The 23,302-nt window shown below is 47.6% G+C and carries 14 protein-coding genes and 3 pseudogenes; 14 read left to right on the top strand and 3 right to left on the bottom strand.

What is annotated here, in order from left to right:
- The first annotated feature begins 1,039 nt into the window (after positions 1-1,039).
- The 3 genes from DM868_RS11865 (at position 1,040) to DM868_RS11855 (ending at position 5,853) form a co-directional block, all read left to right on the top strand.
- Positions 1,040-1,813: an IclR family transcriptional regulator gene (locus tag DM868_RS11865; RefSeq protein ID WP_137277091.1), complete on the top strand. Its 774-nt coding sequence runs from the start codon at positions 1,040-1,042 to the stop codon at positions 1,811-1,813.
- Between the two features lie 1,112 nt (positions 1,814-2,925).
- The gene (locus tag DM868_RS11860) at positions 2,926-4,461 is read left to right on the top strand and encodes an AMP-binding protein (RefSeq protein ID WP_137277090.1); all 1,536 of its coding nucleotides are present in this window, start codon (positions 2,926-2,928) and stop codon (positions 4,459-4,461) included.
- A gap of 213 nt (positions 4,462-4,674) precedes the next feature.
- Positions 4,675-5,853, top strand: coding sequence for an FAS1-like dehydratase domain-containing protein (locus tag DM868_RS11855; RefSeq protein ID WP_170964504.1), 1,179 nt, complete (start codon positions 4,675-4,677; stop codon positions 5,851-5,853).
- Between the two features lie 343 nt (positions 5,854-6,196).
- On the opposite strand, the pseudogene DM868_RS15915 reads toward DM868_RS11855, so the two are convergent.
- Positions 6,197-6,481 (bottom strand): annotated as a pseudogene (locus DM868_RS15915) (IS1634 family transposase); the annotation flags it as partial.
- Positions 6,482-6,748: 267 nt separating this feature from the next.
- Between DM868_RS15915 and DM868_RS11850 the strand changes: the two are divergent.
- The 4 genes from DM868_RS11850 to DM868_RS11835 all read left to right on the top strand — a co-directional run bounded on the left by DM868_RS11850 (position 6,749) and on the right by DM868_RS11835 (position 12,201).
- A complete protein-coding gene (locus tag DM868_RS11850; protein ID WP_137277088.1) occupies positions 6,749-7,909 on the top strand; it encodes an acyl-CoA dehydrogenase family protein in 1,161 nt (386 codons plus the stop codon).
- Positions 7,910-7,920: 11 nt separating this feature from the next.
- Positions 7,921-8,994 carry a CaiB/BaiF CoA transferase family protein gene (locus DM868_RS11845; protein WP_137277087.1) on the top strand — a complete coding sequence of 358 codons (1,074 nt, stop codon included), beginning with the start codon at positions 7,921-7,923 and terminating at the stop codon, positions 8,992-8,994.
- Positions 8,991-10,148: a CaiB/BaiF CoA transferase family protein gene (locus DM868_RS11840; RefSeq protein WP_137277086.1), complete on the top strand. Its 1,158-nt coding sequence runs from the start codon at positions 8,991-8,993 to the stop codon at positions 10,146-10,148. Before DM868_RS11845 ends, DM868_RS11840 begins: the two co-directional genes overlap by 4 nt.
- Before the next feature lie 433 nt (positions 10,149-10,581).
- Positions 10,582-12,201 carry an MmgE/PrpD family protein gene (locus DM868_RS11835; protein ID WP_137277085.1) on the top strand — a complete coding sequence of 540 codons (1,620 nt, stop codon included), beginning with the start codon at positions 10,582-10,584 and terminating at the stop codon, positions 12,199-12,201.
- A gap of 693 nt (positions 12,202-12,894) precedes the next feature.
- On the opposite strand, the pseudogene DM868_RS15795 reads toward DM868_RS11835, so the two are convergent.
- Positions 12,895-13,239, bottom strand: a pseudogene (locus DM868_RS15795) (transposase); the annotation flags it as partial.
- Positions 13,240-13,975: 736 nt separating this feature from the next.
- Between DM868_RS15795 and DM868_RS11830 the strand changes: the two are divergent.
- The 3 genes from DM868_RS11830 to DM868_RS15790 all read left to right on the top strand — a co-directional run bounded on the left by DM868_RS11830 (position 13,976) and on the right by DM868_RS15790 (position 17,129).
- Entirely contained in the window at positions 13,976-14,779 is an 804-nt protein-coding gene (locus DM868_RS11830; RefSeq protein ID WP_170964503.1) for an SDR family NAD(P)-dependent oxidoreductase, read from the top strand.
- Between the two features lie 458 nt (positions 14,780-15,237).
- Positions 15,238-16,395 (top strand): CaiB/BaiF CoA transferase family protein, encoded by a 1,158-nt coding sequence (locus DM868_RS11820; RefSeq protein WP_137277083.1) that lies wholly within the window; start codon positions 15,238-15,240, stop codon positions 16,393-16,395.
- A gap of 371 nt (positions 16,396-16,766) precedes the next feature.
- Positions 16,767-17,129, top strand: a complete 363-nt coding sequence (locus DM868_RS15790; RefSeq protein ID WP_137277082.1) for an enoyl-CoA hydratase/isomerase family protein — start codon at positions 16,767-16,769, stop codon at positions 17,127-17,129.
- A 583-nt stretch (positions 17,130-17,712) separates the two neighbouring features.
- Here the strand turns inward: DM868_RS15790 and DM868_RS11810 are convergent.
- Positions 17,713-18,696, bottom strand: a complete 984-nt coding sequence (locus DM868_RS11810; RefSeq protein WP_137277081.1) for an LLM class flavin-dependent oxidoreductase — start codon at positions 18,694-18,696, stop codon at positions 17,713-17,715.
- Between the two features lie 355 nt (positions 18,697-19,051).
- On the opposite strand from DM868_RS11810, the pseudogene DM868_RS11805 reads away from it, so the two are divergent.
- From DM868_RS11805 to DM868_RS11785, 4 genes and pseudogenes are all read left to right on the top strand, one after another.
- Positions 19,052-19,978 (top strand): annotated as a pseudogene (locus tag DM868_RS11805) (transposase).
- Positions 19,979-20,047: 69 nt separating this feature from the next.
- The gene (locus DM868_RS11795) at positions 20,048-21,037 is read left to right on the top strand and encodes a Bug family tripartite tricarboxylate transporter substrate binding protein (RefSeq protein WP_170964502.1); all 990 of its coding nucleotides are present in this window, start codon (positions 20,048-20,050) and stop codon (positions 21,035-21,037) included.
- 31 nt (positions 21,038-21,068) lie between these two features.
- Positions 21,069-21,590 (top strand): tripartite tricarboxylate transporter TctB family protein, encoded by a 522-nt coding sequence (locus DM868_RS11790; protein ID WP_137277079.1) that lies wholly within the window; start codon positions 21,069-21,071, stop codon positions 21,588-21,590.
- Positions 21,587-23,083, top strand: a complete 1,497-nt coding sequence (locus tag DM868_RS11785; RefSeq protein WP_137277078.1) for a tripartite tricarboxylate transporter permease — start codon at positions 21,587-21,589, stop codon at positions 23,081-23,083. The genes DM868_RS11790 and DM868_RS11785 overlap by 4 nt, the downstream gene beginning before the upstream one ends.
- The last annotated feature ends 219 nt before the right edge of the window (positions 23,084-23,302 follow it).

Genomic DNA, 23,302 nt, shown 5'->3' with positions numbered 1-23,302 from the left:
AGTGTGTACTTACAGTGCACAATGGAATAGTGTAATCATACTTTTCGATGCATTCCAGAAATAATCTTTAGGGTAAAGCGCCTATATTCCGTGATATCGATTAGTTCGATGCGTACATATTATTTACTCGAAGATCCGTATCACAACTCCGTCTACTATAAGTAAATAAAGCGTTAGGGTGGTATAGAATACGTTACAAGGTCACTCACCGGAGATTAGGGACGTTCTGAAATGCAGAGTTTGGGATACCCGACCAATATCTCCGTCGTCCAGAAACAAAACAATTGTATTCCATTCAAGCGACAGAGGAGACAAAGGTGGTCACGTTCGACGCCCCCGACGTCGCAACACTGATATGGATGGTTGGAAACAGTGGCCTGTGCCACACTGACTAGCACGACTGCTGTCGGCCAGGAGTTGGATGAATCAATGGCCTAAGGGTTCCGGCATCACGGGTGAGAGACTACAACCATCATCGTCATCAATTCACTCATTGTCTACTGTAGGTAGACAACTATGCTAATAGGGTTTTTTGCCCAATGACACGGATTCTTGTGACTCTGTACCGTCATTGCTGTCACACCCCTCTCGTAGCAGCCGGTGATACGCCTGATCCGCCGAGTCTGGTTGAAAATACCGCCGGATGTAAATATTTTATCGTAGGGCTGGCGAGCTGACCAGTATCGCGGAGCAAGCCTTCTCTACCGTTCAACTCTCTCAGAGAATGGTTACAAAACCTGCTGTACTACGATCTATCGGGATGAGCGTACATGAAAATACTTGTGGTTGGCGTGTCTTCTCGAGCAAGCTCACCACCTCAAGTTACCAACTCACTGTAGCTCAACCGAGGGTACTACAGAAATATTCTCATACGCCGGCGAATTCCGTTTATCCGGTGCATGATGTTACCAGATAGTCTCATGAACCATGTAAACTATTCTGTGGGGTCCTTCTCGACAGCTCTCTTCACGCAAAATTGATCAACCCGACTATTCCACTGTGAGTGAATATTAAGTGGCTGGAGATATTAAATACTGACATGGCCTCAAAATCAAACTTGGTGCAATCCGATATTCGTCTATTAAAAATAGTCAATGGTCTACAGGACCTCAACGGGGCCGGCGTGACAGAACTTGCAGAACACGTAGATATGAAAAAGAGTACTGTCTATAAGCATCTGAAAACGCTCCTGGAACAAGAGTATGTGAGAGTTCGGAATCAGAAGTACCACTTAGGTTTTAAATTCCTGGACCACGGGAAATTTGTCCACGACCAGTCAACACTGGTTTCGACCGCCAGGCCCTATCTCCAAGATTTAGCCGATAGTATCGATAAAGTCGTTGTACTCACAGCAAAAGACTATTCTACTGGAGTATATCTCCATTCTTGCAATGATAAATACGATCTTGGCTCCGAAACTCAAACAAGACCGGGTTACAACCGGTTTGAACTTCATACAACCGCGTCAGGTAAAAGTATATTGGCCCAGTTGGAAAATGATGAAGTACGACAAATAGCAAAAAAACAAGGTTTAGACGCCAAACAAGAAAACACGATTTCTGATATTGATGAGTTACTAGAAGAGCTTGATGAAATCCGTGAGAGAGGATATGCCATTAACAGAGGAGAGCGAGTAGAAGGCATCTGGGCCATCGGCTCAGACTTATATTCGCCAGGGGAAGACATCCACGCTGCGATCAGTATCGGGGGTCCAAAAAGTCGTTTCGCAAGCGACGAACTCCATCAAGAATATGCTAACGAACTTCGTGCAACAATAGAGAAGATCCAACTCAGGCTCCAAATTAACGCTTAATTCGGGCTCTCATCACTCGTTATCGCTTTAGCTCAGTTATCCAGTAAATACAGACAACTGTACTGGAAACGATTCTCGGTTTTTCAATCGCACAGAGGCGTAAAATTTCACTCGCTATTCGGAAAGGGTACTAAATACAGTTGCCTTAACTTTGGGCTTCCGCAGCGATGGGATCGCTACGCACCTCCTCTAACAGCGAATCTCGGCTTGGCGAGGGGGAGTGTCTTGTGATTGAAACCCCTAGAGAGAGCTAGGTATAGGAGAATCACCTGGATATAAGACCAGAAGGTCGTCGCCCAGCGTTCAGTCGGGAACGAAGCATTTCACGGCGTTTCAAGCTAACCCCCACGACGACATGATATACTAGCCCTGCAAATCTCCGACAACGTCGAAGACCTGCTTGCCTTGGATATCGTTAGAATTGGCACGAAGAGTTTGTGAACTACTCATAGTAAGCGGGTTTGAAATCTGCTTCACCTAATTTGGAAAGAAACCGTCGTTTTTATAGATGAGTACAAAACGACGGCATTTGAAAGAGCTCAGGCCCAGCAGAAAGAGGCGGCAATGCAGCTACGACCCGGTTTCGAAGAGGGCACTCCGTGAGTGATTCCGTCGGAGATCATCGACTGTTTGCGTTTTGAACGAGGCATAGAATTACATCGAACGCGTCGTTGTGGGTAGCTTTGAACTTAGAGAGGAGCTGTTGCAACCGCAAGATGGGGTGGCATCAGCAGCAACAATCTTTTTGAATTGGTCGAGCTCAAGTGAGACGCGGTGAGGAACAGCGATTTCGTCAAATACGTGTTCGAGAAGTTCGGAGAGAAAGCCATGGAGTGCCGGTAAAGCGGTCATAGAAGCTGGAGACGACGATGGGGAGGGTTTCGCCGCCGGCTGCGGTAAGCGTTCACACGGGCGTTCTGATGTTGGTGTCCGTTTGGGGGGAGTTTGATTCCAATCACCTCTCATCTTATATTAGTGTGATAGTCCCAATAATCACTGCGTAGTCATTCGATTTTGTTGTTTATCCGAACCGGATGATGCTTAATGTGGGGTGAGTGGATTGCAGATGTGGTTCAAAATCTTTATATAGGACATAATAATACTCATATACCATGCTGCCAAAACGATATGACTCGTATGATGAGGCATATGAGAACTTTAGCTGGGATGAGACATGGGACATAGTGGAGGGCGACAAAGAAAGCTTAAACATCGGCGTTGAGTGTCTTGATAGACATGATGGTGTGTGTGCGCACGTACTAAATACTAAAGAAGACACGCTGTCGGAATACCAATTTGCGGAAATTACAGAGGCAGCAAACCAATTTGCGAATTTACTTGATAAGAAAGGTGTGGAAAAAGGGGAACGGGTGGTCGTTAATCTGGATATGTCTTTTGAATTCTTAGTATCTTTCTTCGGGACGATAAAGCAAGGTGCGGTTGCGGTACCCTGCCCAGAGGTTTTCGGTCCTGATGCCATGGCTTACCGAGTGCAAGATTCTGAGCCAACTATAGCTATAGCTCCTGAGGATGTTGATAGTGACCAATTTGACGAAACCGTGGAAGTAATTACAACACAGGAACTTTCAACTCAATTGGAGGGACTGTCTCAAACCTACACGTCCCAGACGGACGCTGAAGACACAGCTGTGGTGAACTATACAAGTGGCACCACGGGTACCCCCACCCCTCACGCTTACAGGCAGAAGAGTCTTATATATTATGCTGGAATGAAAGATTTGATGTTAGACTTTTCTTCTGAAGATAAAGCATTCACCACCTCTTCAACAGGTTGGGGAGCTGGACTTTGGGGGGGACTATTAGCTCCATTAGTATTTGGGATTCCAGCAGGGTTCCTTTCCGGCCCATTTGATGCAAAAAAAGCCCTGGAATTCATAGATGACAATGATGTTAATTTACTAATTAGTGTGGTTCCAACGGCTCTTCGGAAGATGGTGGATGCGGCTGAGGAAATGGATCAGCCCCCACAAATCGAAAAAGCGAACTATACCGGTGAACCGATGCCGGCTGAACTATCACGAAAGGTTGAGGAACTATTTGGAGCATTGCCTAGAAGTTCGTATGGCGCATCAGAGATGACGGGGAAGGTCGTGCTGGCTGATCAAGCATTTCCGGATTTCGAATCCAGACATGGTAGTCTGGGCAAGCCACTCCCAGGGAACGATGTACTCATTGTCGACGATGATGGGAACGAATTGCCCAACGGAGAAGTTGGAAGGATAGCCGTAAGAGAATCAGATGGACTGAAATTATCGGAAGACGCGGGGTTGACAGATGAAGATGGATACTTCTGGAGCAAAGGACGTGCCGACGACGTTATCTTGTCATCGGGCTATACAATCGGTCCTAAAGAAGTTGAAGAATCGTTGGAAAAACACCCAAAAGTTGCCGTATCGGGTGTCATAGGCGTCCCGGATGAAGAACTTGGCAACAGGGTAAAAGCTTACATAGAAACTGATGAGGCTGGAACCGAGGAGCTTAAGGACGAATTGAAAAATTTCGTGCGTGAGGAACTAGGAAAGCATGAATATCCTAGAGAGATCGAGTTCATAGATAAGGTCCCCCAAACTAACAATCAAAAAACCCAGCGAATAAAGTTGCGCGAATTGCACGAGTCTGAGTCGTAAAGATCGCGGCATCAATCTTCTGGCTGGATATCCGAGTGTCATTCTGATTCCGTTGGCAAGTGTAGGTCTGTAGCCATTGGTCATTCCTGATTAATCAGTCGGTACCGTTGGTATCTCTCGGCGGCCGAACGTTTTCGTGGAGCATTTATCGTTTGAAAAGCCGTTAACTAGGAACCGATGCGTTTTTGTAATATGATAGTCGTTGGTAACCTGATGGACGAATCTACTGACACACTGGAGGAAGATCTCGCTCCTGAAATCACCGACGAGATGATTGAGGAAGCCAGAGATCTGATTGGGACGGAAATGAGGACCAACGAGGAAGAACTTCGACGGAGGTGCTTTTGGAATACAGAATTAAATCTGGATAATATACGACAGTTTGCGTGGGGATACGGGGATGATAATCCGCTATATACAGATAGGGAGTATGCAAAAGGCACGAAGTGGGGTGGGCTCAAAGCACCTCCAGGATTCCTTTTCAGTGTTGATAGAATAGCAATTGGCCCAAAGCTACCTGGTGTCCAAGGGATATATGGGGGAACAAGATGGGAATTTGAGAGACCACTTCTCGAAGGAGATCAGTTCAAAGTTAGAGCTGTACCAACCAAAGTCGAGAAAAAGGAGGGAGGGAGAGCAGGTGAGTTTGTTCTCCAAGAGGGTAAGGTTGAGTTCTTTGATAAAAGTGGAAAGGAAGACGAATTGATCTGTACAGCATGGGGGACTGTTCTTCGTATCCCCCGCCCGAAATCTCATGGCGAATCAAGTGTATCTCAGGATAGAGAGTCCGTTTATTGGACGAAAGACGAATTAAAATCGATAGAAAACGAACTGTTGAACGAAACAAGACGAGGGGCGGAACCAAGATTCTGGGAAAACGTTAGTGTTGGAGATGAGCTAGAGCGACGTGTAAAAGGACCGCTTGGTATAACTGATGTCATTTGTTGGTATGCGGGATGTGGCACACCGTTGTATCATGCACATGAACTTGGTGTTAAAGAACGGAAACGCCATCCAGCGGACGCTTATCGGAGAGAAGATCTAGGGTTTATAGAGCACCCCGCTATGGGCCATATCGACCCAGAGGTTTCTGCTGGTATTGGTGTACCACGAGCATACGACGTGGCTGGACAGAGAATCACGTGGATGCACCATCCCGTAACCGATTGGATGGGTGACGACGCGATGATAACCGAATTAGATACGAAAATTAGCGGAATGAATTATATAGGTGAGGCAACTGTTTGTACTGGAAAAGTTACTGATAAATATATCAATGAAGACACTCAAGAACATCTCGTGGAAATCGACTTACAACAAACGCACATGAAGGACGGCGAACAGATAGGAGAAGGATCTGCCACCGTACAACTCCCTACCTCAAGTAAATAAGTCGACTTAACAACCTTGTGCTGACCGACAAGAGACCCGTTCATTCAGCAAAATCCCAAGGGAGATGCAGGGAACACGTCCGTAACGATCTAGATCGATTACCTTTGTCCTCAATTGTTGGGGAACTCCACACTGGATATTTATCACCCTTTTCGAGTAGCGAGCTAATTCTGCCAAATAAGAATGGTCCAGTGAGATCTTATCGAAAAGAGAGGACCTGGTGAAACCCCGCACGTGAGCTAGTTTTGATGGGTGACGGCACGTTCGATATTGCAAATCGAACATCGGGACGACTTCGCGGTATTCACGATACCACACTCGGCACCTACGACGTGGCCGAGCGACGCTTAATCGTGGTTCTTCGACTACACGCAGTCTTGAACCGTACGAGGACAACCCAGCCAGTGGGCCGATAACTCGTCGGCCCACAAGCCAATTCCATCGGTTCGTCTGTGTCGGCAAGCGCTTTCCGTGTCCCCTCGCTCAATCATCGAGTACACGAGCAGTGCCAGTAAGAGCACGTGCCCCACGCCTTGACGCGGTTGGGTCGATTAAAAAAGACCGGCACACGCTTGGAGTCTTTCAACACCGCAACCCGCCCCTCGACGTACTCGGTAAGGATTGCCTCGTCAGATCTCGACTGTTCACAGCACCCCTTCAGCAACAAATTGGGGGCTCAGACCGAGTTAACTGACGATGCTTTGTGAGGTACTAAGACTACCTCAACGAGATTCCGGGTGTATTTGCCGTGCTTGAACTTGAGAAAGCACCGTACTATAGTCCGCTCTGTCCGTGGGGATGACAAGTATCGGACACCTGAAATCCGTCGGCTACCGCCCCGCTAGTGAACCATCAAATATATAACTAGGGAAACCAACTTAACAGAGGAACAAAGATGAATTTCGAACTCACAGAGGAGCAAAGACAGATCCGACAGCTCGCCAAGGAATTCGCCGAGAACGAATTGAAACCCAACGTAGCGGAATGGGATCAAACCGGTGAGATTCCTCCTGAACTCCCGGAACAGCTTGCCGAATTAGGCTTTATGGGCGGTACATTGCCGGAGGAATACGGCGGGTCCGAACTCGATTATGTGTCGTTGGTACTTATCATAGAAGAGTTTGCAAGGTTCTCAGAGCGTGCTGCCACCCTTGCGGGTGCGGTCAGTTGCTCACTCGGCCGTGGAACGCTGGAATATGGGAGCGAGGAGTTGAAGAAAAAGTATCTGAAGCCTATGGCCGAAGGCAAAGCGACTGGTGCCACAGCAGTTACAGAGCCTCATTCTGGAACTGATGTCGTTCGAAATTTACATACAACGGCTGAGCGTGACGGTGATGAATATGTCATCAACGGAGAGAAGATGTGGATAAGTAATCTGGATCTCGCTGAATGGTTCTTGACCTTTGCTCAACTCGATCCGGATGCGGAACCGGCATATCAGGGAACGATTGCTGTTATAATCGAAAGAGACTGGGATGGTATAGAAACAAGGGTTGAAAAGCCAATTACTGGATCACGAACCCTTTCTTCAGGCGCAGTAAAATTGAATGACGTTCGCGTCCCTGTTGAGAACCGTATTGGTGAAGAAGGGAAAGGGTACAAAGTATTAATGACCGGTACAGAAATCGGTCGACTTGCTTGTGCATCACGTGGTCTTGGTGTCCTCCAACAATGCCTAAAGGAATCCATCGAGTACGCCAATCAGCGTGAAGTGTTTGATCAAAATATCGGGGAGTACCAGTTGGTAAAACAGAAAATCGCCAATATGCGTGAAAATTATGAAGCGGCAAAACTACTCACGTTTAAATTGGCGGATATGAAAGACCGTGGAGTAGATCATGCCCAGCAAAGCGCGTCCATGGCAAAACGGTTTACTACGAACGCGGCGCACCAGGCTGCTGAAGACGCTGTTCAACTTCACGGTGCGAACGGGATCGCAGAAAGTAGCTACAGCGTTGGGAGACACTTCCGGAACTCGAAAGTGAGCAAGCTCTATGACGGAACCAATGATATACACACAGTCATGATAGCGGATCACGAATTAGGCTACAAATGAGATAATTACAAATGGCTCTTAAAGATATTACAGTCGTCGAACGCAGTCAATCGCCCAGAGGGGCAATGTGCGGACGTCTTTTATCGGATTTTGGCGCGTCAGTGCATCTCGTCGAGGAACCTGATGGACACCCGCTACGGTCTTTGACTGGTGATGCTGAAACCGATGAGCACATCTTCAAGATGTATTGTGTTAACAAATCTGGTGTCCATACCGATGGTCAATATAGCAAATTCGAGGATCTCATAAAGACTGCGGACGTGTTTATAATTGACACACCAAACCCGCAAGACAAGTATTCGGAGTCAACCCTTAGAGATATTAATCCCGACATTACGTACTGTTCGATCACACCATATGGTCGGACCGGGCCGCTTGCAGAAAAAGACGGTGATAACATGACAACCCAGGCTATGTCTGGTATAAGCCATACGACCGGGTTCGAAGGGGGTAAACCAGCGTTGACCGCCGCTCATATCGGAGCAACGTTCGCCTCGTTAGTTGGACTTGGATCAATAATCTATTCTCTTTCAGACGAGGATGGGGAAGATAGTATTGATATATCAGTTCAAGACGCTTTGTTACCCCTCAACAGAACATTCCTTGGCAAATATTTCGGTACTGGCCAACAAATAGACCGATCTGGGAATCAACATCCGCTAGTAGCGCCTTGGAACGCGTTTGAAGCGGAAGACGGGTGGGTATTTCTTATTGCGTATACAAACCGTGACTGGAAACGGTTACTAGACCTCTTGGGCCGCCAGGACTTAGACGGCGATCCTCGATTCTCCTCAATGGCCAAGCGAAAAGCTAACGTCGATGAGATTAACGATATAATCGAGCAATGGGTATCTAAGAGAAGTGTGTCTGACATACTTGAACTAGCCGATGATCACGGGGTTGTCGCAACAGAAATCAAGGACGTTCAGCAGGCATTTACCCATCCAAATCTCGATCATAGGCAGATGACCACTGATTTAGACGGAGATTTGGTGGTCAGGCCACCTCTATCATTAGAACAATCGATTGACAGTGAGGCATATCAAACCTCCGCGTTAAACCACGAGGCAGGTGGAAACGAATGAAACCGATTTCTGAAGTCCGAGTTTTGGATATGGGCCAAATTACTGCGGGTCCCATGGCTTCTTGGCTGCTCGATCCACTAGTGAGTGAAGTCATTAAGATAGAACGGCCAGATGGCGGAGAAAGTGGACGCCCCAATCCATCTGCAGATTCTGATGAGATGTCGTATGCATTCCAAAGTGGCAATTATAATAAAAAAAGTTTAGGTGTTAATATCGACAGTGAACAGGGACAGGAGATTGTGAAGTCACTTGCAAACGAAGCAGACGTCCTCATAGAGAATTTTCGCCCCCAGACGCTTACTGAACTCGGTTTGGGTCCTGAAGAACTCCGAAATGAGAACAATTCGTTAATATATTGTTCGATCTCCGGGTTTGGACACGATTCCGCCGAAACAAATCAAAGGGCCTACGATTCTACCATTCAGGCAATGTCTGGATTAATGAATTTAACCGGATTCAAAGGCGATGGTCCGGTTAAACTTGGTCCGTCGGTAATGGATGTTCTTCCGGGATTCGTCTCTGCTACTGCTATTATAACAGCATTATATGAACGAAAGTCGACGGGTGAAGGTCAGCATATAGATATCTCAATGCAAGACTGCGCCGCTTGGATGTTGCAGTCGCGGCTACCATTCTCGAACGAGCCCACCAATCACGGGCCGAGTCGTTCCCCTGAAGCGCTGGCTGGGGTGTTCGAAACGGAAACAGACTGGGTTACTATTTCTGTTCAGGATGAAGAGTCCTGTGAACGTCTAAAGACCAATATTCAGAACACTGACCCAGCCATAGACTGGGGCAATTCTGACGACGCTGTGGAAAACGTGGTTGCAGAGTGGGCGGTACAACGCCCCACACAGGAAGTTATCAAGACTTGCTCACAAAGCGGAGTGAAAGCTAGCAAAGTCCAATCAATTGAGGATGTCGCGGAATCAAGACACTTGGAGCAACGAGGCGCCTTTGATAAGGTGAACTATGGGGGCGAATCAATGCGGCTGCCGGTGTCACCGTATACATCCGCCAAACAGTCCGCTTCGGAAACGGAATCTCGGGAAGCCCCAGAAGTAGGCGAACACACCGACCAGATTCTCTCCGAGATTCTCGGGTACAATCGAGCCACTCTCGAACAGCTCCGTTCAGAAAACGTTATTAACTAGCCGAAACCGTCATTTTTCCCGATGCGCTCTGAGTATTTAAAACCGGCGTGGGTCAGTAGTGACGGCCAGTGGTGTCTGTAGTTCCTAACCTAACAGACAGGCCGCCGTCAGCAGGAGATCGTCACCGATGGAGTGTATTCGCTACTCGACGTAGTCGATAGCCTGTTTCCATGGCTGGCCGCTTCCGATAGAGTCACTCAGCCCTTTTCAGATCTTCCTCGACGAGGCCATAAGACACGTAGCCACGGACGATTTCACCGCTCCTGCCCCGGTCCCCAACCTGATAAGAGACGTAGACCGCGATCGGGAGCCGCAGTTCGCTCTTAAGCCTTGTATACGCGATACGTTATCATGGAAGACTTGCGGACGTTGACTTTGTCTTGCATTTAATCACCGTTCTTGCGAACTGGAACGACTTTCGCCGCTACCTTCCGTGCTGACGGATGATCGTACCGTCGCAGAAACTGCTGTAATTAGTGTGACGGTTCAACCTTGGCAATTACGCGGGTCGGTAAGTAACGGCGGTGGTCGGGTGGTCTCTTTTATTTGGCAATCCGGGTCTCTTTTATTTGGCAATCCGGGTCTCTTTTATCTGGCAATCCGCTTGATTCGAACATGGCCTGCGAAATCAAGTGGTATTATGTATGAGAAGGTAATTACGAATTCTATGGAACTTTCCAGCGAAAGCTTGGCCGAGTACACGAAGCAAATATCGATCGACGATCTACCCGAGGAAGTCGAGGAACAGGTCGAAAGACTTACTCTTGACACAATTGGGTGTGCGCTCGGCGCATTCAATAGTCCCCCAAGTAAGAAAATCCGCCAAGTATACGATAATCGGGATTCTGGAGGATCCGAATCGACTATATTTGGAAGTGGAAAAAACGTCGATGTCGAATATGGTGCTTTAATCAATGGTATCATGGGTAGATATCTTGATTTCAATGATTGTTACACGACCCAGTCAGCGGCGTGCCACCCAAGTGACCATATCCCGGCATTAGTTTCAGTTGCAGAAGCGGAGCAGGCGAGTGGGGCAGATTTGATTGAATCGGTTGTCATCGCATATGAAATTCAATGCCGTGGAGTTGATACTGGTATCGTTACAGCGGAGGGTTTTGATTACTCTACTTGGGCAGCATATTCGTCTGTTGCAGCTGTAGGAAAATTAATGGACCTGGATAAGGACCAACTGATAAATGCGTTCGGCATAGCTGGTTCTAATAATAACGGTCTTTTAATAGCGCGCTTGGGAACTGTCTCTATGTATAAAGGAATGGCTGTTCCCTATGTTACTCATAATGCTATTCAGGCTTGTCAGATGGCTCGTAATGGAATCACCGGGCCAAAACAGGTTTTTGAGGGCGATCGTGGCTTCTTCGAAGTCGTTTCAAAAGAGCCAGTCAGTCTTGAGGACTTAGGTGGTAGAAACGGCGTGGAAGATTATCGAGTCATGGAAACAAGCTTCAAGACGTTTGCGTGTGGCTTCTATACTCATCCATCAGTTACAGCCGCCCTTGATATTGTTCGTGAGAATAATATTGATCCGAACGATATCGAGAAAATTGAAGTAGAGACGTTTACACAGGCTGTGGAAGGTTATGCTAGCGGCCCGGAAAAGTGGGCTCGAGATATGAATCGTGAAACCGCCGATCACAGTCTCCCATATAATGTATCCGTTGCCATCATAGATGACGAAGTGACTCCCGAGCAATACAATGAAGAGCATCTCCAAGATGAGCAAATCTATCAAATGATGCAGAAGGTATCGGTCCAAGCTGACGAAGATCTTGATCAATACCGAATGGAAAACCCGCGTCATATGCCTTCAAAGGTAGCCATTGAAGCGAGCGGAGAAAAGCATAGGAAACGCGTCAATTATCCAAAAGGCCATCCAGAGCGTCCCATGACGAACGACGAGTTACGATCAAAAGCTGAAGATTTGATGGATCCATATTTGTCCGGGCAACAAATAGAAACGCTGGCTGAAAACTGTTTCAATCTCAAATCGGAAAATTCGATAAATAATATTATCAATAGCCTTAAGATATAAATTAATAAACAAAGCGGTAGTGAAGATAGGCACTCAAACCTACATCATATTGTTCGCGATTGCTATACCAGCGGTGTCGATGACGGCGCCTCGTGGGAGTACTCCTTTCAGCGGTCGCTCCCCCGAGACTGATCTGGATGATTTCAGCGCGTGCAGCCAAGTGAGTGCTGTCAATGGGCTAACGGCTGCGCCGGTGCCGCGCCCGACTTGCAACAGTCGCTCCGCTCCGGCGTTAAATCTCGAAAGCCTTGTCAAACGCAGCCCTCCTCTTCACACTGCGAAGAGACGCGACTGACGAAGTCGCATCACCTGATACAATCGGAACCTCATCCGGACGGCATCAATAAGTATGGCGTTACCGAATAGTCCGATTACCTCCCCGTTCGGGGCCTACAGATTCGTCCGTTCCTCCTTTACCTGATCATCTCTCGTCCGCTATCGTCTAGACCCCTGCACGAAAATTATATAAGGATTCACAGAGTTCAGCAATACATGAAACTGTGGCATAGTCTCTCAAACCAATGGGATTCTTTCACCCTTGATTACCGATGCGTAGACTGCAACCACCGGTTTTCAACTGAACATGAACGTTGTCCAGAGTGCGGGGCAGATAAAATATTTGACCACAGCGAGATGCGGGAATATCGATTCCATAGACGGCTCTGGTAAATTGCCATACAATGTTTGGTCCCATGGTTTCACGGCTCGCTTGATCCTATGGACTGCATACATCAGAACGATCTCACTAAACTTGCGGTTCCACCTCGGGCCCGCATCGCGTGCCCAGGCGTGGGCTTGATCGTCGAGAAGACGGTCTCAGACATTGCTCTCTGACCGTACAGAGACCTGTCAATGCGCGCTTTAGGCGCATCGACGGCGGAACTCGCAGTGTTTAATTAGCAGTCTTACGCCCTTGTCGTGGGATTTTTAGCGTAATCGCATCCGTGGTACCTTTGTCGGCGGCGAGGCTGATAACCTCGCTCGCGTTTGGTGGGCGAATTGCCAGACGACCTGCGTGTCATGACGTTTCTCGGTCATTTCTTGATCGTCGAGTACATATCCCGCCTCATTACAGGGATTCATTAGAGCCCCAAAGACTAGTATAGCTGCATCAGACTCTGTACTGTTACACTGTCCCACACACTGGCGCTTGAACATTCGGTTAGGACGTGATACCAGTATACAGTCTGCCCTTGTTTTAAGTATCTAAAACCGGTAAGGTCTGGTAGTGACGGCCCGGTAGCTCGGAATATTAGTGGTTACGAGACTTGGCCAGGAACTTTTTCGGCCAGTCCCGCCGCATCTCTGACTACATCCCGTTTACGTGGCTGTACGGGATTACGCGCTGGCTGACTTGGATGTCCTCGGCGATTTCTGAAAATCTACGTATCTATCGAAGACTGGTTCCTGCAGATTACTTGGTACAAGAAAGACGATTTCAGCGTCCACTATCAGGAGCACCGAGCGCACGGAGAAGAGCAAAAATGTCGATTGGACTAGCATCCGAACGAACATAATGTGGAGGTCCACCATTGTCTTCTGCGAGATGCGGCTGGCCCCGCTGAAAGCAAGTCCTCTCCACACAACTGGAACGATGTGTTGACTCGAGTCCTCACGGAGATTGACGGAGAAATAAAACGGGTTCTAGCGGTGACTTGAAATAAACACTAGAGTCGATGATGGTCTTGAGATTCAGCTGTGTCTGACTGTGAATTACTTTGTACGTATGGTGGAATATCAAAGCATTAATATATCATGGATGGGCAAGCACTCTATGAGCATGTACAAGAGCGGTCTCTTCGATGGAAAGACGGCATTCGTTACGGGTGCAGGCCAGGGTATTGGACAAGAAATAGCAACAACTCTTGCAGAACTAGGTGCGGATGTAGCAGTAAATGACATATACGAGGAGAGGGCTGAAGAGACAGTCCAATTGGTTCAGGAAGAAGGCAGCGAGGCCATTAAACTTCTTGGTGACGTAAGCCAAGAAGCTGAAGTTGAGCAAATGATATCTAAGGTGGAGGAGGAATTGGGGACTCCCCAGCTTGTTGTCAACAATGCCGGCGCGAATTCTGCTTCTCCCCTTACCGAATTGTCCGTAGACGAGTGGGACAAAGTTATGGCTGTAAATACAACATCGACTTTCCTCGTATCACGGACTGTCGCTAAATCGTTGGCAGAAAATGATGAGGAAGGTTCGATAGTTAATCTTTCATCTGTAGCAGGATTGGTACCTCAACCTGGTGCTGGGGCATACACCCCAAGTAAAGCGTCTATTATCAAACTTACACAACAGATGGCGATTGAATGGGCAGAATTCGGCATCCGGGTTAATGCAGTTTGTCCCGGAATGATCTGGACGCCGGCAACGGACAATCTATATACGGATGATGATCTGCTTAATAAGCGGCGAAGCTTGGTTCCAATCGGCGAAATTGGTGAACCGAGTGATGTTGCTGAATCAGTTGTGTATCTGTTATCGCCGACAAATGGGTATACTACGGGAGAAATCCTTAGCGTTGACGGCGGATTACAATGTGCTCCTCCGGAGGTTCCAGGCAAGGCCGAGCACGAGTAATCTGTCATCCTTTTACTGTTCCATCAACGATCAATCGAGGGACAGAGGTGATATAAATTGATGCGAGCATTACCCGTGGCGAACTGCCCATTAATCTGAGAATTCTTCTTATTGGGATCTGCAAACCATACAGTGACCTCCGACCGGGGAGTCGCTGCATTGGGAATACGTCGCGCAAGACACTGCGAGTGTAGAGGTTGATTTCGATCTCAGTCATGTTGAGCCAGCTGCCATGAATTGGCGTGTAGTGAAATTCCAGCTGATCGAGTATCCGACGGACCTCGGCCCCCAACAGCACCTGAAGCCAATACGACCTGCCCCGTGAAGTGGGAAATTTCGGACGTGAAGCATCCGCCGCTTCCCGCTTCAACGCTCTAGTTGTGACGGATCAACCCGGCACTATCTGGCTATTCACCAGAGACCAAAGTTTTATTTCCTACTCTCCCGACTTTCGCGTAATGCTTGACGATATAGAGATTGTCGAAATTGGACAAATGATCACCGTTCCTTTTGCTGGGACAATGTTAGGTGATATGGGGGCGGGCGTAACAAAAATCGAGCGACCTGGTGAGGGAGAACTTATCCGGGAAACAGGGCCGAGAATGGAGGGTTTGGGATCGCATTACGTGACTGTAAATCGGAATAAATGTTGCGTTACGGCAAATATAAAAACCGATCGAGGCGTTTCAATCATAAAGGAACTGCTCAAGGATGCTGACGTTCTTGTCGAGAACTTAAAACCTGGGACACTAGATGAAGTGGGACTTTCGTATGAGGATGTCAGTGAGATTAACGATGATATAATTTATTGTTCTGTTCATGGCTTCCGAGAAGGCAGTAAGTACGAGGACTTGCCCGCTTACGGCCCAGTAATTCAAGCGATGGGTGGTGCAATGAGTGTTACCGGCGAACCGGATGGCCAACCGCTTCGGGAAGCAGTACCGATAGGCGACCTCGCAGCGAGCATGTATACTGCCCAGTCTATCCTTTTTGCTCTGTATGACAGGGATGTGAACGGCAAAAGTGGTCATTACATTGAAATTCCGATGTTAGACGCTTTTGTCTCTTGGCTAGCCCCGAGAGCTGCTGAAACTTTTGTTACGGGTGAACCGTATCCTCGAAAAGGCAACCGCCATCCAGCAGGGGCACCAATAGATCTGTTTGAGACAGAGGATTCCGAGATCATGCTCATGGTGGGATCCAGATATCAATGGGTCAGATTCTGCGACGCTATTGGGAGAAAGGACTTAAAAGATGACCCAAGATTTGAATCGAATGATAAACGGTTGGAGAACGAAGAGGCCTTATACGATATTCTTGATTCTGTTTTCGAAAAGAAACCGTCGGAATATTGGCTGGAACTCTTGAGAGAACACGACATAGCTGTCGCACCGGTTTATGACACATTAGAAATGTGGGATGATGATTACCTTGCCGAATTACTTGTTGAGTCAGATGGTCTACAAATGATTCGGAATCCACTTCTTATAAATAACGATACGCTTCCGGTCCGAAAGAAGCCCAAACCACCAGGTAGCGATAATAAAGAAGTCCTCAAACAATTGGGTTTTGATGACGATGAGATCGAACGCTTCAAAGAAGATAACGTTATTTGAAATCTCCTGATTGTAATGCTAGTTCAAGCGGAAGGTGTATTTGAGACACTACTGGCTTAATCCCTCCTGTTTGAGTGCTGTTTGATAGCTTCGGTAGTAGGCAGTGTGGGCAGTCAAGCCAGCGCTGGCTTGAATGCCGTTTTAGATCTTGTGGAATCAACCGATTCGCATAGTATCGGCCTGTGACATTTGTATTGCGGAGGCCAATTCAAAACTGGCCCACCCGAGACCAGTTTGAGGATGGTCCCCGGCGGTGGTGCACCCCAGCGTTTCGCTCGACTCGTTGGCGAGGGCAAAGCGATGCGACTCCTCCTTAGTGGAGAAATCACCGACGTTGAAAAAGGAAAAGCTATACGATCGTCGACGGGGTTTTGGAGACGAATGAACGTGACGGCGGGCTGTACGATCTTGCGGCCTCAATGGCCGATAAGAGTCCGCTCGAATTTGAATTAGCTAAGAAGGCGATTAACGCCGGATTGCGCATGGGCCTTGGGGAAGGTCTCAAACACGAATCTGAACTGTTCGCACAAATGTTTACCACTGCGAACAAAGAAGAAGGCATTGGAGCGTTTTTAGAGGTAACGAGCCCTAATCTATTGGTGAGTAACCCTAGTATCACGCGAAATGAAGTCGAATACCAAACTTCATCGCTGGCTCGGGTGTCGAGGTCGCTACCTCCGTTGAGGCGGTCGATCCCAGCAAACTGCCCACCTGACGACCGGTTCGAGCGGTAATCACCGACCGGGACGGGTCTTCAAGCAGTGGTAACGCTGTCGTGTCGTCGGCTTTCCGCCGCTGACTCCGACAGCTTCATCACATCACTGACTTGGAATGAGTCTCAACCGCCGGTCCAGCTACTGTTTCGGCAGCGAACTCACTCGTCAGAAGTAGTTGGCCGAAGACCCTTTGTGAGGTACTGATGCTTGGTGCCGGTGTTGAAGATGATTCGGCATCGTCCGACGCCGACCACTCACAGCGAGTCCAACGCTCTGCGAATGATGTTGCCCCGGCATGAGCAGCGCATGCCACATTGGTAGACCGGCTGGCGTGCGTGTCCGGTCACGATGCAAAAGCTCCACGTCGAACGAACCCGTTACGTCGACCTAGAATTCTTCGAATAGGGAACTGCTAGACTGAGTAGAGTTATGCTATGTAGAATATGTCGTTAGATACTGTCTGTTCATAAAATCCGTACCTGGGACGGCCCCCGGATCTTGCATAATTAAGTAAGGAACACGATGGGGAAATTTTACTGGTTATCCTACATAGTCTCAGAGGCCGGTTTTGACCGAAGAGGAGTAGTTTGGAGATGTGAGTTTATAGGTTTGTAATTGTCTCCCGAATAATGTCGCTGTCGGCCCATCGAGAGGGAATGTATGCTACAGGCGAGTCTGCACCGGCCTCTTGGAACTGCTCAAAGCTCTCGGCAGCTTCCGCGGGAGTCCCGCAGGCGCCAAACGAAGCCAACATATCGTCTGTTACCCCTGCTTCTGCGCCGGTCTGACCATCCTTCTCCCACCCGGCGCGAATCTCGTCAGCTTCTTCACCAAAACCAAAGGATGCCGCAGCATTGGCGTAAAAGTCGCCCATCGTACCGACGTAGAACGCGATTAGCGAGCGGGCGTGTTCACGAGCGGCAGCAGGATCATCTTCGGAGATGCAAGTCGGGATCCAAGGTGTGACATCAATATCGTCGAGTGACCGGTCTCCTTTATCGGCGCCTCTTTTGACAGCACCTAGGGCGTCATCCAAACCTGTATTCGGCACAAGTAGTGGCATCCAGCCGTCGGCAAACTCTCCCACGAGTTGGCGGTTGGTCTCGCCCATGGCTGCGACGTAGATCGGACACTCATAATACTCGTTCATATCGAGCGCGAAGCCTGATAGCTCGAAAATCTCGCCGTCGTAATCGATTCGGTCACCCGCGAGCAACCCCTGAATAATCTCAATATATTCGCGGGTACGCCGCAGGGGGCGGTCAAACTCGACACCATGGAAGTTTTCAATCACAGCCGGTCCACTGGTACCTAGCCCGATTCGAAATCGACCGTCCCCAGAATCAGCTAGGGTATTAGCTGTCATCGCGACTAGCCCTGGGGTCCTCGCGTAGATGTTGAAAATACCCGAGCAGACATCGATTGTTTCGGTCCGCTCTAGAAGTTTTGTGAGAACAGGCACCGACGCCCGACCCCATGACTCGCCAACCCAAATCGACTCAAGGCCTTGTTCTTCTGCGAGGGCAGTATATTCGAATAACTCCTCTTGGCCGGGAACGCCGAGCGTTATGCCACTTGCCAGCATGAATCAGAAGTTCACGCACAACCAATTGAATCTTTTCATTCGGTACCACCATCTCCCTAACAAGAAATCGTTCGACCCATCCTTTGATTCCGTTAACAACGTAGCGACTCAGACCCACGAAATGAACGAAATTGTCGATGGTGAGACAGTAACCAATCTTCCTGATGCTGGTTAGGATTTCATCAACTCGCATAGAAGATACGATAGTGATGTTCGTGACGAATTATGTAATGAGTGACGCTACATGATCTGTGGCTCTTAGCCGACCTGTTGGTACAGGCCCCCCACGATATCGACGGCGAGTGAAGCTATACCCTCACAAAGCCGGTTAGTTAGACCTCTGCTTGCTGAAAGTGTGCACTCCAACCAGCAAGCAGACAGTGAAATCCATGAAGACCAGCTGCTTAACTTCCTCGTCAACCGGCTTGACGATGAAGTTTCTCTCAGTCTTGCCAACAACGCTGAAATCGCCGTAGAGGGCATTTACGAGGTCCTCATCGGCGCGACCGCCGACGGGGCCTCGATCTCGACGCTATGCAACTCTAGCGAGGACTCGCCACCGGCGATCGCGATCCTCTACCATCTACGGACGAAGTTCGAGCCGGAACGGCTCGAACGAGTCGCTAACACGCTTCTTCGGCGGGATGTCGTCGAACTGCTATCCGAGCAGGTGGAGATCGTCGCAGACCTCCACCTGCGGCCCTACTGCGGTGACGAAGACGACACCGGCTGCCTCTATTACTTCCAAGTGAAGCGTGGAACCATCGCGTTCCACGCCTACGCGACACCCTACGCGCGTGTGAAGGACAGACGTTACACCCAGTCGGTCCGCCGTCTCGAAGACGGCAACACTGCCAGCAGCGTCCTCGCTGAATTTCTTGGTCTCCTCGACGGCCTTGACGTCGAGGTCAATGCCGCCTACCTTGATCGCGAATTCTGCGACAGCAAGTGTTTGACATTAGTCGTGCCACTCGCCCCGTACAACGCACGAAGCACCGACAATCGACTGTACATTGAGTACAGGGTCGAAGACCGTATCAACGAGCACAGCAAGGACGTGAAGCTGAAGCAATTGACGTTAGATGAGATGTACAACCGCCGGACAGGCGTCGAACGAACTAACGATGCACTCAAGCACTGCGGCCTCGGGCATGTCAGCGCCCGAGGCCGCGTCCATGGATAAGCACAAGTGTTCATGTACTCGTTGTGTCTGCGTCTTGTTATTGCGTTCACCAACTACGAACGAGGAGGCAATCCGAGAAGCACGATTATCACGGTGTGACAAGAGTCCTATAGCACCCTTAAATAATGGAAACATTTAATTAGACCTCGTGGTATGATATTACATGTGATGAGACGCAGAAATGCCATTAAGAAAAGTGCATTAGTTGGAGCAACTGTGTTTGGCTTATCCGGTTGTGTTACAGGTGATACTGGCAGTGAGGGGGAAGAATTCCCGACTTCCACCATACAGTCAATTATTCCGTATGAACCAGGAGGCGGTGTGGATGTACTCGGAAGAAAGGTTAATGAATATTATGCTGACGAATTAGGAGTCACAATCGAAGCAGAAAATATCCCGGGAGCCGCTTCGTTGAACGGTTTAGGGCAGTTAGCCACTAGTGATTCAGATGGTTACAAATTTGCTTACTCAAATATCCCTGGCCCTGCTCTTGCTTTCAAGGTAGAAGATCCACCATTTGATATTACAGACGTTGAGGGTCTTGCGGGTTATAGTGGAACATCAGTAGTTATCGTCACGAACCCTGAAGATGACGTTGAAGGCTATTCAGATCTGGTTGACAGGTATAAAACAGGTGAATTCAGTACCATTGGTGGGGCGGATTTGGATGTGACTCATCTTATACCCCTATTTATGAGGGATGCGCATGGTTTGGATTTTGAGCAATTTGTAGGATATGATGGTGGGGCACCTGCCGTTCAAGCAGTAGCCTCTGGTGAAATTGATGCTGCTCTCACAAGTGAGCCTGGTGCAGCGGCTTCGGTTGAAGAGGGTTTGGTAGATCCAGTTGCTCATACTTATTCAGAGGGTGGCACACTATTAACCGAGGTACCTACGGTCACAGAAGAAGGTTACGAAAATATAGATAATGTTGGTAGAGTTGTAGGAGTAGCATTATTACCAAGCGGAGTCCCTGAGGAACGGATATCTATTCTTGAAAATGCAATGGAAAATGCAATAGATGATGATGAACTCATAGATTGGATGGATAACGCTGGTGGTTGGATCGAGTTTTTATCTGGTGATGAAGTGACGGACATGTGGATGGATATCCATGAATCGGTCAATGAAATTGTTGACGTAGATGACTTAAAATAATTATCGAATGGATTATTTATAATAGGCAGCTATGACTGAGTTAAAAAAATATTATAAAGATTCAGAGTTCTTAGTACCATTCTTGGGGTTAGTATTGGGCATACTGATGTTCGTCGGTGCAGGCTCTTTTACTGGCCTATCAAGAATTTGGCCTCAAGTGATTTCAGGAGTATTATCAGTAGGGGCGTTTATTGTATTAGTCAAATACTTCATAATTAGCGCGAATATTAATGTTGACTTGGTCGATAAATTATTCTCTGGCGATCAATATTCGGATGACTCAGAAAAAAGCAAAAATGCCCCTCATGGAGAACGGATGATGAATAATTTCCAATTCATGACGCTGACGCTAATACTGTTTTTAGTTGGGATTTTTCTAATTGGATTTCTCTGGTCCTCACCTCTATATGTCGCCATATATTTGCTATGGCATGATTATGATCTCCCAATAGTGGTGGGTGAAGCCGGGTTGATTTTCATAGTTTCTTATGTTTTTAACCTAATTCTAGGTGTTGATTTATCCACCGGATTAGCTTGGGGTGTGCTGATATGATGCCACAAAATTTAATCGAAGGGATCTATCTGCTGTACGACCCAATTGTAATTCTGATGATATTAATTGGCGTATCTATCGGTATTATTTTAGGGGCACTGCCTGGTTTAGGGGCTGGTATTGGTATGGCTATAGCGATACCATTTACCGGGGTTCTAGAACCTCACGCCGCATTAATATTACTTGTTAGTATGTATGTCGGAGGAATGTATGGGGGCTGTATTCCTGCAATATTATTAAATATCCCCGGTACCCCTGGCGCAGTTGCTACTACATTTGACGGATATCCTATGGCTCGAAATGGCCAATCGTTAGAGGCATTATCTACATCTGCGGTTGCTTCAGGTATTGGTGGTATTATTTCAGCTAGTATTTTTATTCTAATTACAAATTATTTATTACAAATGGTCTTGGCGTTTGGTTCGCCAGATTATTTCTTAGTCGCAGTTTTAGGCCTTTTAATGATCGCAGTTGTTGTTGATGGTTCATTTATAAAGGGTGTGGTTGCTGGTTCGTTTGGTTTGTTGATCGCGACAGTCGGGATGGCTCCAACGGTCCCAGAGACAAGATATACATTTGGGACCTTGATTTTATATGATGGAATTTATTTCATACCTGCCTTAATCGGGATATTTGCTATAGGAGAAATGCTAAAATTGTCTCAAGAAAGCGGAGGAATCGCAAAGAAAGGGATTGAAGTTGAAGGTGCTCGGTTAAGTGGTATCAAACGAATATATCACTCACCAGTTACTTTCCTCAAATCTGTACTTATTGGGAAGTTGGTTGGAGCTATACCTGGAGCAGGCTCATCCGTTGCCAATATTGCTGCATACGCCGAAGAAAAACGGTCCAATGGTTCGAAACATGATTATGGAGAAGGAGAACCACGAGGTGTTATAGCATCTGAGGCGGCGAACAGCGGAAATATTTCAGGTGCATTAATACCTACATTGACGTTTGGGATTCCTGGAAGCGGTTCAACAGCTATTCTATTAGGTGGGTTGATCATGCATGGTTTAATTCCCGGCCCCGAAATGTTCGGAAAGTCCGCTGATATAACATTTTCCCTGCTCTCAAGTATTATTATTGCAAGTTTAATGATCGTATTTATTGGTAGTTTATTTGTAACTCAGCTTTTCAGGGTCACAACTATTGATACTCATCTCATAATTCCAATAATTTGTTCACTATCTTTTATCGGTGCTTATGCAATAGGAGCATCTTGGTTCGATGTATTGGTAGTACTTGCTTTCGGTTTTATTGGTTATTATATGGCACAACACGATTATTCAATTGTTGCATTTATACTTGGTATAATTTTGGGGCCTATAGCCGAAACTAATTTATACCGTAGTATGCAGATATCAGATGGTTCTATTGATATATTTTTCACAGGATATATTACTACGTCATTAAGTTTGCTTATCATTCTTATTCTGTCTGCACCAATATTTTATACTATATTCCGCGACACAGCAGTATTTAAACGCTAGGGCTCGTCGGCTTCAGTCCTTTCAGTTCATACGCACGGCATTTAAAATATTTAGACCGTTCCCGATCACTCAGCCGGCACTATCCTCGCTGACGCCCAGATAGTGCCGGCTGAGACGAACTGTTTGCCACACTCTGGACAGCAATCACAAGTAACCTCGATTTTTTGATCTGGGTTGGGAGCGTAGCTCCATTTCGAATCGTGTCCGGATTTGCGACTA

Origin of the sequence: Natronomonas salsuginis, from assembly GCF_005239135.1 — an archaeon.
GTDB lineage: Archaea > Halobacteriota > Halobacteria > Halobacteriales > Haloarculaceae > Natronomonas > Natronomonas salsuginis.
Note: the sequence above shows the minus strand (reverse complement) of the source record. Positions and strands in the feature narration are given on the sequence as shown.

Excerpts from the sequence above, each read along its gene's own strand:
- DM868_RS11860 (WP_137277090.1), top strand. The coding sequence starts at position 2,926 with ATGCTGCCAAAACGATATGACTCGTATGATGAGGCATATGAGAACTTT.
- DM868_RS11840 (WP_137277086.1), top strand. The coding sequence starts at position 8,991 with ATGAAACCGATTTCTGAAGTCCGAGTTTTGGATATGGGCCAAATTACT.
- DM868_RS11820 (WP_137277083.1), top strand. The coding sequence starts at position 15,238 with ATGCTTGACGATATAGAGATTGTCGAAATTGGACAAATGATCACCGTT.
- DM868_RS11790 (WP_137277079.1), top strand. The coding sequence starts at position 21,069 with ATGACTGAGTTAAAAAAATATTATAAAGATTCAGAGTTCTTAGTACCA.
- DM868_RS11845 (WP_137277087.1), top strand. The coding sequence starts at position 7,921 with ATGGCTCTTAAAGATATTACAGTCGTCGAACGCAGTCAATCGCCCAGA.
- DM868_RS11830 (WP_170964503.1), top strand. The coding sequence starts at position 13,976 with ATGAGCATGTACAAGAGCGGTCTCTTCGATGGAAAGACGGCATTCGTT.
- DM868_RS11785 (WP_137277078.1), top strand. The coding sequence starts at position 21,587 with ATGATGCCACAAAATTTAATCGAAGGGATCTATCTGCTGTACGACCCA.
- DM868_RS11810 (WP_137277081.1), bottom strand. The coding sequence starts at position 18,696 with ATGCTGGCAAGTGGCATAACGCTCGGCGTTCCCGGCCAAGAGGAGTTA.
- DM868_RS11795 (WP_170964502.1), top strand. The coding sequence starts at position 20,048 with ATGAGACGCAGAAATGCCATTAAGAAAAGTGCATTAGTTGGAGCAACT.
- DM868_RS11865 (WP_137277091.1), top strand. The coding sequence starts at position 1,040 with ATGGCCTCAAAATCAAACTTGGTGCAATCCGATATTCGTCTATTAAAA.
- DM868_RS11855 (WP_170964504.1), top strand. The coding sequence starts at position 4,675 with ATGGACGAATCTACTGACACACTGGAGGAAGATCTCGCTCCTGAAATC.
- DM868_RS11850 (WP_137277088.1), top strand. The coding sequence starts at position 6,749 with ATGAATTTCGAACTCACAGAGGAGCAAAGACAGATCCGACAGCTCGCC.